Origin of the sequence: Pedobacter boryungensis (assembly GCF_013204825.1) — a bacterium.
GTDB classification, from domain to species: Bacteria; Bacteroidota; Bacteroidia; order Sphingobacteriales; family Sphingobacteriaceae; genus Pedobacter; species Pedobacter boryungensis.
The window spans coordinates 835,092-848,491 of record NZ_JABMKV010000001.1 but is presented as its reverse complement, the minus strand read 5'-3'; the positions used below and the strand labels follow the sequence as shown (position 1 = coordinate 848,491).

The 13,400-nt window shown below is 35.4% G+C and carries 7 protein-coding genes and 1 other RNA gene; 4 read left to right on the top strand and 4 right to left on the bottom strand.

All coding sequences use genetic code 11. The features are described from left to right. Positions 1 to 76: 76 nt before the first annotated feature. Together HQN85_RS03680 and gltB are read right to left on the bottom strand one after the other, a co-directional pair. On the bottom strand, positions 77 to 1,543 hold the full coding sequence (locus HQN85_RS03680; protein WP_173268989.1) for a glutamate synthase subunit beta: 1,467 nt from the start codon (positions 1,541 to 1,543) through the stop codon (positions 77 to 79). Between the two features lies 1 nt (position 1,544). Continuing rightward, complete coding sequence (gltB, locus tag HQN85_RS03675; protein WP_173268988.1) at positions 1,545 to 6,053, bottom strand: glutamate synthase large subunit; 4,509 nt, start codon at positions 6,051 to 6,053, stop codon at positions 1,545 to 1,547. A gap of 428 nt (positions 6,054 to 6,481) precedes the next feature. Between gltB and ffs the strand changes: the two genes are divergently transcribed. From ffs to HQN85_RS03660, 3 genes are all read left to right on the top strand, one after another. Beyond that, positions 6,482 to 6,581, top strand: an RNA gene (gene ffs, locus HQN85_RS03670) — signal recognition particle sRNA small type. A gap of 83 nt (positions 6,582 to 6,664) precedes the next feature. After that, complete coding sequence (fsa, locus tag HQN85_RS03665) at positions 6,665 to 7,324, top strand: fructose-6-phosphate aldolase (RefSeq protein ID WP_173268987.1); 660 nt, start codon at positions 6,665 to 6,667, stop codon at positions 7,322 to 7,324. Between the two features lie 239 nt (positions 7,325 to 7,563). After that, positions 7,564 to 8,373: a carboxypeptidase-like regulatory domain-containing protein gene (locus HQN85_RS03660; protein ID WP_173268986.1), complete on the top strand. Its 810-nt coding sequence runs from the start codon at positions 7,564 to 7,566 to the stop codon at positions 8,371 to 8,373. Positions 8,374 to 8,438: 65 nt separating this feature from the next. On the opposite strand, the gene HQN85_RS03655 is transcribed toward HQN85_RS03660, so the two are convergent. Beyond that, on the bottom strand, positions 8,439 to 8,942 hold the full coding sequence (locus HQN85_RS03655) for a D-glycero-alpha-D-manno-heptose-1,7-bisphosphate 7-phosphatase (RefSeq protein WP_173268985.1): 504 nt from the start codon (positions 8,940 to 8,942) through the stop codon (positions 8,439 to 8,441). 152 nt (positions 8,943 to 9,094) lie between these two features. Between HQN85_RS03655 and HQN85_RS03650 the strand changes: the two genes are divergently transcribed. Then, positions 9,095 to 11,152 (top strand): OPT family oligopeptide transporter, encoded by a 2,058-nt coding sequence (locus HQN85_RS03650; RefSeq protein WP_173268984.1) that lies wholly within the window; start codon positions 9,095 to 9,097, stop codon positions 11,150 to 11,152. Positions 11,153 to 11,236: 84 nt separating this feature from the next. Here HQN85_RS03650 and HQN85_RS03645 read toward each other — a convergent pair whose 3' ends face one another. Beyond that, a complete protein-coding gene (locus HQN85_RS03645) occupies positions 11,237 to 13,396 on the bottom strand; it encodes a glycoside hydrolase family 3 C-terminal domain-containing protein (protein WP_173268983.1) in 2,160 nt (719 codons plus the stop codon). Between the last annotated feature and the right edge of the window lie 4 nt (positions 13,397 to 13,400).

The following is a 13,400-nucleotide window of genomic DNA, read 5'->3' as shown; positions in this document are numbered from 1 at the left end:
GTGGCTAAAATATTTATCGAACAAGATTGCTTCGGGTTATGAAGAACAACATCTCGCAATGACGATTTATTGTTGTTTACGCATAAGCAATAGCATCCTTAGATGGCAACTTACTATAACCCATTAAATATTCATCAACTTTTCTAGCAGTTTCTCTACCTTCAGAAATTGCCCAAACTACCAAAGACTGACCTCTGCGCATATCGCCAGCAGCAAAAACTTTAGGAATATTGGTTTGAAAATTACCTTCAACCGTTTTCACATTTCCTCTTTCATCTAGTTCTACGCCTAATTTTTCAATTAATCCTTGTTTTTGAGGATGTAAAAAACCCATTGCCAATAAAACCAACTCGCAAGGATATTCCTTTTCAGTACCTGGAATTTCTTTAAAGCCTAGAGCTCTTCCATTCACATCCATTTCCCATTGCACTTCAATTACACTCAACGATTTTAAATTACCATTTTCGTCAGCGTTGAACTTTTGAGTATTTACTGCCCAATTTCTATGTGCGCCTTCCTCATGTGAAGAAGTAACCTTTAACAACATTGGATATTGTGGCCAAGGCATGTGCTCCGTTCTACTTTGCGGTGGCATTGGCATAATCTCAAATTGTGTTACTGATTTTGCCCCCTGGCGATTAGATGTTCCAATACAATCAGAACCTGTATCACCACCACCAATTACAATTACATTTTTTCCTGTCGCGGTTAGTTCTTTGCCCTCTATTTTTCTTCCACTAACACGTTTATTCTGTTGTTTTAAAAAATCCATAGCGGGATAAATACCTTCCAATTCTCTTCCTGGTAAGTTTAAATCTCTTGGAATAGTAGAACCACCGGCTAAAACTAAAGCTTGATACTCTCTTAATAATGTACTCAATTCTATGTTTTCACCAACATTAACATTGCATTTAAAAACAATACCTTCTTCTTCCATCAGGTTAATCCTTCTTTCTACCACATCTTTCTGTAGTTTAAAATCTGGAATACCATAACGCAATAATCCTCCTGGTACATCATCACGTTCAAAAACCACCACTTCATGACCTGCTTTATTTAATTGAGCTGCAGCGGCTAAACCTGCAGGACCAGAGCCAATTATAGCTACTTTTTTACCTGTTCTAATTAATGGTGCGTTTGCTTTAATGAAACCTTTTTCGAAGGCTATTTCTATAATATGTTTTTCAATTTCTTCAATTGATACTGGAGATTTGTTAATACCCAATACACATGCGCTTTCACATGGTGCAGGACAAACTCTACCTGTAAACTCTGGGAAATTATTTGTGCTTAACAATATTTCGGCTGCATTTAACCAGTCTCCTTTATAAACAGCATCATTAAATTCTGGAATTACATTACCTAAAGGACAACCAGATTGGCAGAATGGCACTCCGCAATCCATACAACGAGCTGCTTGATGATTCAATTGATCAGCAGCAAGTGGATTTAAAAATTCATTATAATGTTCTAGGCGTTCGCTAGGTTGTTGTCTAGTTGGCGAAACTCTTTCGTACTCCAAAAATCCTGTAACTTTTCCCATCTTAATTTATTTTTACTTGTTGACGTTGTAATAAAACTGCTTTGTATTCTTTCGGAAATACCTTTACGAAGTGTGCTGATTGATTTTCCCAATCGCTTAAGATAAATTCTGCAACTCTACTGCTGGTTAATCGAATATGGTTTTTTAATAAAGTCTGAATTCTTTCTTCATCCTCTGCATCTAATGGGTCTAAATCAACCATTTCTGGATTACATTTATTTGCAAAAGTTTTACTTACATCGTAAATCCATGCAATACCACCGCTCATACCTGCTGCGAAATTGCTACCTGTATCTCCAATTATGAGTACTTCTCCACCAGTCATATATTCGCAACCGTGATCGCCAACACCCTCTACAACTGTGGTTGCACCAGAATTACGAACTGCAAAGCGTTCACCTGCTTTACCGCGTACATATAATTCGCCAGAAGTTGCCCCATAAAGAGCTACGTTACCAATAATAATGTTTTGCTCAGGTACATAATTGATATCACTAAAAGGATAAATAACCAATTTAGCACCAGATAATCCTTTCCCTACATAATCGTTTCCTTCACCTTCTAAAGTTAAGGTTAAACCCTTAGCAGCAAATGCACCAAAACTTTGTCCGGCAGAGCCGAAGCATTTGAAATTAATAGTATCTGCAGGTAATCCAAATCCTTTATGAACTTTACAAATTTCATTTGAAAGCATTGTTCCAATTGCTCTATCAGTGTTTTTAACATCGAAGTTGGCGAAAACTGGTTCATTGTTTAAAATAGCAGGTTGCGCTTTTTCAATTAATTGATGATCTAAAACATTTGCTAAGCCATGATCTTGTAATTCTGTTTGGTATAATGGCAAACCATTATCTGGCTCCTTGTGTAATATTGGGGCCAAGTTTACATATTTCAATTTCCAATCTGCATCTGCTACTTCTCTGGTTTTAAGCATTTGCGATTGTCCAATCATTTCATTTACAGTCCTAAAACCCAGTTCTGCCATAATTTCACGTAATTCTTCTGCTAAGAAATGGAATAAGTTAACCACATGGTCAGTATCACCGGTAAATAATTTTCTTAACTCTGGATCTTGTGTTGCCACTCCAACCGGACAGGTATTTAAATGACATTTTCGCATCATGATACAGCCAGAAGTTACTAATGCAGCTGTTGCTACTCCCCATTCTTCAGCACCTAATAAAGCTGCAATAGCAATATCACGACCAGTTTTTAACTGTCCATCTGTTTGTACTACTACTCTACTTCTTAATCTGTTTTTTACCAAAGTTTGATGTGCTTCTGCCAACCCTAACTCCCATGGCAAACCTGCATGTTGAATAGAAGTTAATGGTGATGCCCCTGTTCCACCATCGTATCCAGAAACTAAAATTACATCGGCATGTGCCTTAGCAACACCAGCTGCAATTGTACCAACACCAGCTTTAGAAACAAGTTTAACATTAATTCTAGCTGCTCTATTGGCATTTTTTAAATCGAAAATCAACTGCGCTAAATCTTCAATAGAATAAATATCATGGTGTGGTGGCGGAGAAATTAAACCTACTCCTGGTGTAGCATGACGCACTTTTGCAATCCAATCATCTACTTTATGACCAGGTAATTGCCCACCTTCTCCGGGCTTTGCACCCTGAGCCATTTTAATCTGCAACTCATCGGCATTGGTTAAATAATAACTAGTTACTCCAAAACGAGCAGAAGCGATTTGTTTAATTGCCGAGCGCATTGAATCGCCATTGGCCAATTTTTGATAACGCATTTCATCTTCGCCACCCTCTCCAGTATTACTTTTTCCGCCGATGCGGTTCATGGCGATAGCTAAAGTAGAGTGTGCTTCGTGTGAAATTGAGCCGAATGACATCGCTCCTGTAGCAAATCTTTTTAAGATAGATTCAGTTGATTCTACTTCTTCTAAGCCTATTACAGGGCGATTATAGTTGAATTCTAATAAGCCTCGAATAGTGTATGCTTGTTGCGTTTGCTCATTAATTAGTTTAGAATATTTTTTAAAAGTAGTGTAGTCGTTTCTTCTAGTTGCGTTTTGTAATAAATGGATGGTTTCAGGGTTGAATAAATGTTTTTCACCACGTCTTCTCCATTTATAGGTTCCACCAGCAGTTAAAATTGGTTCTGCTTGTGTTTTTGGCCCAAAACTACGACGATGTTTAATCAGTGTTTCATGAGCAATTTCATCTAAACCTAATCCTCCGATACGAGAAACAGCACCTGTAAAATGCGTACTTACAACCTGTTCATTTATACCTAAAATCTCAAATATTTGTGCACCATGGTAAGATTGTAGTGTTGAAATCCCCATTTTAGAGAAGATTTTTAGCAATCCATTGTTGACTGCATAGATATAATTGGCAATTAATTTTTCTGGTTTTAAACCACTTTCTTTATCAAAGCCTTTAATAGTTTCTAAAGCTAGATAAGGGTTAATAGCAGTCGCACCAAAACCAATTAATGTAGCAAAATGGTGTACTTCCCAAACATCGCCAGCTTCTATTACAATACCAACAGCACCACGATAACCTTTTCTAATTAAGTGATGATGAACTGCTGAAACCGCTAATAAAGAAGGAATTGCGGCATGTTCTGAATCAATTGCCCTATCTGAAAGTACAATTACCTGGAAACCATCTTCAACTGCATCTACAGCGTAACGACATAAACGATCTAACGCTTTTGCCATTGCCCCAGGTTTTTCATCTGCTCTAAAATACATTTGCAGTGTTTTAGATTGGAATAATCCTGTATCGATGCTTCGTAATTTTTCTAATTCTAAATTAGTTAATATTGGATGTTTGATACCTACACAATGGCATTGCATCTGGTTTTCTTCCAGTAAATTACCATTGTTACCCATAAAACCAGCCAAACTCATTACAACTTTTTCACGAATTGGGTCAATAGGCGGATTGGTAACTTGAGCGAATAACTGTTTAAAATAAGAAGATAAATGCTGGGGTTGTTTTGATAAAATAGCCAATGGCGTATCTGTTCCCATCGATCCTATTGCTTCTTTACCTTCAATAGCCATTGGTTTTAGCAATAGATCTATATCTTCTCTGCTATACCCAAATACTTGTTGATATTTAAAAATAGAGTCTGCTGCCAAGTTGGTAAACATTACCCTCGGTTCTGGCAATTCCTCTAATCTAATTTGATATTGATTAATCCAGTCTGCATAAGGCCTACGAGCACAAACCTGTTGTTTAATTTCTTGATCGCTAATAATTCTGCCTTGCTGCATATCTACAACAAACATTTTGCCTGGTGTTAATCTACCTTTTTCTATTACTGTACTCTGATCAATAGCTAAAGCACCAGATTCTGATGCCATGATTACCCTATCATCGCTCGTTAACACATAACGAGATGGACGTAAACCATTACGATCTAGTGTTGCACCAACTAAGTTTCCGTCGGTAAATGCAATGGCAGCTGGTCCATCCCATGGTTCCATTAGCGATGCGTGGAATTGATAAAAAGCTTTTTTGATTGGATCCATGTCATCATTACCATCCCAAGCTTCTGGAATTAACATCATTAAAACATGTGGTAAAGAACGACCCGCATGCAATAATAACTCAACTACGTTATCTAAACATCCCGAATCAGATTGTGTTTCATCAATTACCGGAAGAATCATATTTAACTCTTCAGGCGTAAAATATGGAGATGCAAAAGACTTAACACTAGATCTAAACCAATTTAAATTACCTTGTAACGTATTAATCTCGCCGTTATGAGCAATAAATCTAAACGGTTGGGCTAATCGCCATGAAGGAAAAGTATTTGTTGCAAAACGTGAGTGAATTAAGCCAAAGGCCGAAACCATGCGTTTATCACTCAATTCTGTAAAATATGTCCTAACTTGTAAAGATGTAAGCTGACCTTTATATATAATAGTGCGTGAAGAAAATGAAACGATATAAAATTCATCTTTACTACCCGCTACTGTATTATAAATTGTTTTAGTTAAATAGGTTTTAAGTACGAAGAGTTTACGCTCAAAATCAGCTCCTTCGGCAATATGATAGGGTCTAGCCACAAATACTTGCTCTATTTCTGGCTCAACAGAAAGTGCCGTATTGCCTATATCTGTTGTGTCTACTTGTACTTTTCTAAATCCTAAAATTTCTAAGCCAAGCTTTTCAGCAGTGCGATAAATAATTTCACGGCATTCTTCTCTAGCACGAATTTCTTTAGGTAAAAAAAGTTGACCAACTCCATAATCTCCATAAGCAGGCAAACTAAAGCCCGTTTTTAAACATTCATCGAATAAAAATTCATGAGGAACTTGAATCATAATCCCTGCCCCATCACCTGTATTTGGTTCTGCGCCGCAAGCACCTCGATGATCTAGGTTTTCGAGAATAGTGATCGCATCTGAAATAATTTGGTGCGATTTTCGCCCTTTTACATGTGCTACGAAACCAATGCCACAAGCATCGTGTTCAAAGCTTTTACGGTACAATCCCTGGTGTTCATTTAAGTGGTTCATTTGTGTACATTTTAGTAGGATGATGCTATCATAGAAGGAGTTTAATCTACTTGTCTTATGATAATTTCATTCAGGATTTAGTTAGTGTATAGGAAACACTAAGATAGCGAAAAATAGCCTTAAATTACATTATCAACAATATTTTTTCGAATAAAATATATTTTAATGAATTATAACCCACTTAATTATGAATTTAATAACTGAAATCGTTTTCATTTAACAAATTGATAATTAAATAAATATTATTTATGCATAGTAAAACATTAAATCGCATATTTTAAATGAATTTTATACCTAAAAGCGAGTGATTTATAGATTAAATAAAAATAATTCAGTTACAAATCGCTATCAATCAAACACATAATAATCATGACTAAAAATAAACAGATTTCTTTTTGTAAAATGAGTGCTTTTGCTACCTTTGTGCCGGGCAAGTCTTTTACGATCAGCTCCCTTTGAACTCCCCCAGGGCGGGAACGAAGCAAGGGTAGAAGGTTGTAGCGGTGCGATAAAAGTTGCTTGCCCATTTTTTTCCCCTTACCCCCTGAAGGGGATGTAAACTAATCAGGGTTCTTCTTACCTTAATTATTCCCCACTGGGAAATTAGAATTATGAAATTTTTTATTGATACGGCAAATCTTGATCAAATTAAAGAAGCCCAAGATTTAGGTGTTTTAGACGGTGTTACTACTAATCCTAGTTTAATGGCCAAAGAAGGAATTACTGGCGATGCAAACGTAGTTGCTCATTATAAAGCGATTTGCAACATAGTTGATGACAATGTAAGCGCAGAAGTTATAGCTACAGATTTCGATGGCATTGTTAAAGAAGGTGAAGCATTAGCTGCTTTAAACCCTAAAATTGTTGTTAAAGTACCTATGATTAAAGATGGTGTTAAAGCCATTAAATATTTTTCTAAAAAAGGAATTAGAACTAATTGCACATTAATTTTCTCTCCAGGACAAGCTTTATTAGCTGCAAAAGCTGGAGCAACTTACGTATCTCCATTTTTAGGTCGCTTAGATGATATTTCTACAGACGGCCTACAGTTAATAGAGGATATCCGCTTAATATTTGATAATTATGAATATCCAACGCAAATTTTAGCTGCATCAATTCGTGGCCCATTACACATTGTTGCTTGTGCAAAATTAGGTGCTGATGTAATTACTGCTCCTTTAGCTGCAATTACAGCATTATTAAAACACCCTTTAACTGATAGCGGTTTAGCAACATTCTTAGCAGATCACGCTAAAGCTAGCGGAAAATAGTAGCTCAACTCTATTGAGTTTAAAATAATCAAAAAGCCTCGAATATATTTCGAGGCTTTTTTGTATTCCATTGTTAAGAAAACTATGCAAAATAAAATATTTTAGGTTTGAAAGACACTCGAACCAAACCTTAAACCCTTTCACTCCCTGAATTGACGGCTTCAACATCTATACTTTTTTTGTGCTGTTAAATTCTGTTAAATATGATTGCCTGATTATTCCTTTTTCTAGATTTGAGCATGAGAAAAATTATTTTTTTATTAATCTGCTTTTGCAGTAGTAAGGTTGTTTTTGCGCAAAAAACTATTTCTGGTCAAGTAAGTGATAATAAAGGGAACTCAATTCCTTATGTAAACATTGGGATTAAAGCAAGTAAAACAGGGGCGCTGAGTGACATCAAAGGAAATTATACTATACAAATTGCAGATTCTTTAATTAATGATACACTTACTTTTTCTAGTGTAGGTTTTGAAATTAAGAAGATTGCAATTAAAAATATGAGTAATAAAGATTTTAATGTAGTGTTAGATGAGCGAATAATAGTACTTAATGAAGTTAAAATCAGAAATAAAAAACGAAAGACTTATAAGATAGGGATTACTGGTAGAACACCGATGATGTTTGTTCCTTCTACGGGTCATCAAAGAAACGACATTTTTGAACAGGCGAGATTAATTAATGTAAAAGAACCTGTTCAGGTTTTGAATGCCAATATTTTTGTTCAATCAGAAATTAAAGAAGAGGTAAAAGTCCGTATTAACTTTTACGCAGTTGAAAATGGGCTTCCTGGTAAGTTATTGATAGAAAAAAACACTATTATGAAAATGGAGAATGGAAAAGGTTGGAAAACATTTGATTTAACTGCTGAGCATATTTATTTAGATCAAGATTTTGTGATAGCTTTTGAAATGTTACCAAGCACAAGAAAAATGACGGCTTTTGGTGCAAAAATTGGTGCAGCAAATAGCTTCATAAGAAGTAATAGTTTAGGGGTTTGGAGAAAAAATGCAGCTGCTGGCTGTAGTATTTATGTAACAGTAGAAAATTAATTATAACAGAAAAAAGATAAACTTTTACACCTAAGGAAATAAAAGAGACTTAGGTATCTTGGGGGTTAGAACTGACTTTCAAGCACCGTATTTACTTTATCATAATCAATTTGCTCATCTGGTTCTATTAAAATACCCTTCACTCCTGCTCCATTAGCGGCTTCCACATCTCTTGGTTTATCACCAATCATAACCGATAAACTAGGGTCGATATTATAGGTAGAAATGGCTTCCAATAGCATACCAGACAACGGTTTTTTACATTGGCAAGGCTCTGAAACTGTGGGGTGATGTGGACAATGATACGCATGCGTAATCTTTGCTCCTTTATTTTCAAATGCTTTAAACAAAATTGTATGCATTTCTGCTAAAATCTCTTCCGTATATCTCTTTAAAGCAATTCCACCTTGATTGGTTATGATAATTAACAAATAGCCTTCATCATATAATCTTTTTAATGGGGGAATTTGATATTCCAACACTTCAAAATCTTCTACTTTACATATATAATCGTAAATCTCATGATTTAACACGCCGTCTCTATCTAAAAAAATTGCTTTATTTTTCATTTGGCAAAGATGTTGAAAAGTTTCGTCATAATTTAACGCTGCGAAGCGAGAACATCTTTTCGTTAAAAGCATCCGAATATAGATTTCTCCTAACTTCGAAATGACGTAGTATTCATAAAATAAATTAACTTTAATGTTTAAACTTTCATAAAATGAAGAAAGAAGAATTTAAGCCATTTGTTCCTGCAGAAAGTAATGTTGCAGAATTTACTATTAAATCTATTTTATTAGGTTGTATTGCAGGAATTATTTTTGGTGCAGCAACTGTTTATTTAGCGTTAAAAGCTGGATTAACAGTATCAGCTTCTATACCAATTGCTGTTTTGGCCATTACATTAGGTAAAAAATTCTTTAAAACAACGATTTTAGAAAACAACATTATACAAACCACTGGTTCGGCAGGTGAGTCTATCGCTGCCGGGGTTGTTTTTACCTTACCAGGATTTTTATTTCTAAGTACAGGAATTGGTGGACAAAGTTCAAGTGAAGCTTTTTTCAATTATATGACCATCCTTATCCTTGCTATTTTAGGTGGGATTTTAGGAACATTAATGATGATTCCTTTACGCAGGTCGTTAATTGTAAAAGAACACGATAATTTACCTTATCCTGAAGGTACAGCATGTGCTTCTGTTTTACAGGCCGGTGAAAAAGGTGGAACTTTTGCACGTACTGCATTTTGGGGTTTAGGCTTTTCATTAGTTTATGCTTTGTTGCAAAAAGTATTTCACGTAGTGGCAGAAGCACCAACTTGGGCAACTAAACAAGCAAATAAATTTTTACCATCGGCACAAGTAAGTGGAGAGATTACACCAGAATATATGGGCGTTGGTTATATCATTGGTCCGAAAATATCTGGAATTTTAGTTGCTGGTGGTGTTTTAGCATGGCTAGCTTTAATTCCATTATTAGCTACCTTAATTGATCCATTGGTTGCGGCAAAACAATTAACTAAACTAGGTTTACTTTTAGATATTACTAAACCTGGTGGAGCAGGAAACTGGGATCCAGTTACACAAACTTTTGCCGATTACCCAAGAGCAATTTACCAAGCATTTGTAAAACAAATTGGTGCTGGCGCCGTTGCTGCTGGTGGTTTTATTACTTTATTAAAAACTATTCCAACTATTATTTCCTCATTTAAAGAAAGCGTTAGTTCAATTAAAGAGGGAAAAGCTGGTGGTACTATTAAACGTACCGATAGAGATTTATCGATTAGATTAGTTGGAATTGGAAGTTTAGTTTTAATTCTTTTAATGGCTGTTTTACCTCAAATTCCAGGTGATAGCATTTTAAATAAACTACTCATTGGCGTTTTAGTTGTTGTGTTTGGTGCATTCTTCGTTACCGTTTCTAGTAGAATTGTAGGTTTAATTGGTTCGAGTAATAATCCGATCTCTGGGATGACAATAGCCACAATTATGGGAACATGTTTAGTTTTTATCGCTGTTGGCTGGACAGGTAAAATTTATGAACCGATGGCGTTGGTAGTTGGAGGAATGATTTGTATTGCAGCTGCAAATGCAGGAGCTACTTCTCAAGATTTAAAAACTGGATATCTCATTGGTGCAACGCCAAAATATCAGCAAATTGCCTTGTTTATTGGCGCTATTGTTTCTTCTATCGTAATTGGACTTACCGTAAGGATACTAGATACCCCTACAGCTGAAATGTTGAAGCAAGGCATTCATCATGCGATTGGAACTGAAACGTATGCTGCACCTCAAGCAACTTTAATGGCCACTTTAATTAAAGGGATGTTATCATTTAACTTAGATTGGCAATACGTTTTAGTCGGTGTTTTCATCGCTATTACTATTGAATTATGTGGAATCAATGCTTTATCTTTTGCTGTTGGTGCATATTTACCACTATCTACAACATTGCCAATTTTTGCTGGTGGTGCAATTAAAGGGCTAGTAAATTGGAGAGAAAAACAGAAAATCAAATCTGTCGAAGAAGAAGAAATTGCTCCGGGTAATTTATTTGCAACAGGGTTAGTGGCTGGTGGTGCTATTGCTGGTGTAATTGTTGCAATCTTAATGGTTATTCCGTCTGTTCGAGATAATTTAAGCAAAGTAAATATTGAACCTATTTTTACCAATTGGTTTGGCGATGGTGGATATCAGATATTAGGCGTATTGTTTTTCTTATTTATGGGATTTGTATTGTATACAATCGGGATTAAGAAACAAGAAAAAATAGATTAATTTTTGTCATTCCGGGTTTGCAAGGAATCTCTATAGTAATTTAAATTAGATTCTTCTCTTTGCTATGAATGACAATATTTAAAATTACCGTAATTCAAAATTTCCAACTAGCTCCATTTTAGCAGATGATGAGCCAATAAGGAGTTGAACTTTACCAGGGAATATTTGCATTGAATCACTTTGTGAATTATAGTGCTGTATATCGCTTGATTTCAATTCAAAACTAAGCGATTGTTGTTCTCCTTTTTTGATATGGATGCGTTTGAAACCTTTTAATTCTTTAATTGGCATATTTTCACCTTCTTGTTTGATATAAAGTTGTACAACCTCATCCCCATCATAATTACCAGTGTTTTTAATTGATAAATTAACTTTTAATGGTGTTGTTGAGTTTAAGATATTAGCTGATAACTTTAAATCTGCATAAGTAAAAGTGGTGTAACTTAATCCGTAACCAAAAGGATAAAGTACGGGTTTGTTAACGTAGCGATAGGTTTTACCTTCCATGCTATAGTTATCAAAAGCAGGAATATCAGTAATCGATTTATAAAAAGTTACAGGTAATCTTCCAGCAGGATTGTAATTTCCAATCAATACATCAGCTAATGCGTCACCTCCTTTTTCACCCCCATACCAAGTTTCCACAATCGCATCCAAGTTTTCTTGCTCCCAATTAATCGCTAACGCACTTCCATTTAACAATACTAAAACAATAGGTTTGCCTAGTTTTTTAAGTTCTTTCAGCAATTGAGTTTGTATAGTTGGTAAATTCAAATCTGTTTTATCGCCACCTAGAAACCCCGGTACTTTTACTTTCAGCTCCTCTCCTTCTAATCGAGGGGAAATTCCACCTACAAACACAATTACCTCAGCTTTTTTTGCAGTAGCTAAAGCTTGATCAAAATCACTTTTATAATTATAATTGGGAGTATCTATTATATTACATCCTTTAGCATACATCACACTTGCATTTGAGAAAGCTTTCTTAATACCTTCTAAGGGTGTAATAATATGGGCAGGATCTCCATTGTAATTGCCTAATAACACTTCTGCATCATTGGCATTCGGACCAATGACTGCTATATTCTTTAAATTTTTACTGAAGGGCAATGTATTTTTGTTATTCTTTAACAACACAATTGATTCTTTGGCCATTTGTAATGCTTTTGCTTGATGTGCCTCACTATTAACTACGCTATAAGGAATTTTTGAATAAGGATTTAATTCTTCAGGATCAAAAACTCCGAGCTTAAATTTAGCTCTTAGCAAACGAGCTACTGCAGTATCTAATTCGCTTTCTTTCAATAAACCTTGTTTAATGGCCGGAATTACAGCTGCACCATAACCAAAACATTGATTATCTGAGCCTGCTTTAATGGCTTGAGCCACAGCTTCTACGCTATCTTTTGCAGTTTTATGAAACATGAAAAAATCATAAACTGCACCGCAATCTGTCGCAACAAAACCTTTAAATCCCCATTGGTTACGTAAAATATCATTTAATAAAAAAGCATCACTACAGCATGGTTTCCCATACAAGCGATTATAAGCACACATAAAAGAATACACATGACCTTCTTGCGTTAGCATTTTAAAAGCAGGCAAATAAGTTTCCCAAAGATCTTTTTTGCTTGGTTTTGCATCAAATTCATGACGGCTTGGTTCTGGGCCGCTATGTACGGCAAAATGTTTCGCAGTAGTAATGGTTTTAAAATACTTAGGATCATCGCCTTGCATACTTTTTACAAATGCTACTCCTAATTTACCCGTAAGATATGGGTCTTCACCAAAAGTTTCATGACCTCTTCCCCACCTAGGATCTCTAAAAATATTAACGTTAGGCGAATAAAAAGTTAAACCTGTATAAATCGCTCTATTTCCTTCACGCACAAATTGATGATGTTTTGCTCTAGCTTCATCACTAACTGCAACGCCCATATCAAAAATTCCTTGCTCATTAAAAGTAGCTGCTAACCCGATAGGTTGAGGAAAAGAAGTAGCTAAACCAGCCCTAGCAACACCATGTAAAGCTTCATTCCACCAATTATAAGCTGGTATTTTTAAGCGATCAATTGCAGGGGCATTATTATTCATTTGTAATGCCTTCTCTTCTAAAGTCATTCGCTTTAGTAAATCTTGAACACGAACATCTAAAGATAAACTTGGATTAAGATAGGGAGCTTGTTGAGCTTTTAAAGCACCAAATATCAAAACCAAACAAGCTAGCAATACTATTTTTCTCATTGTA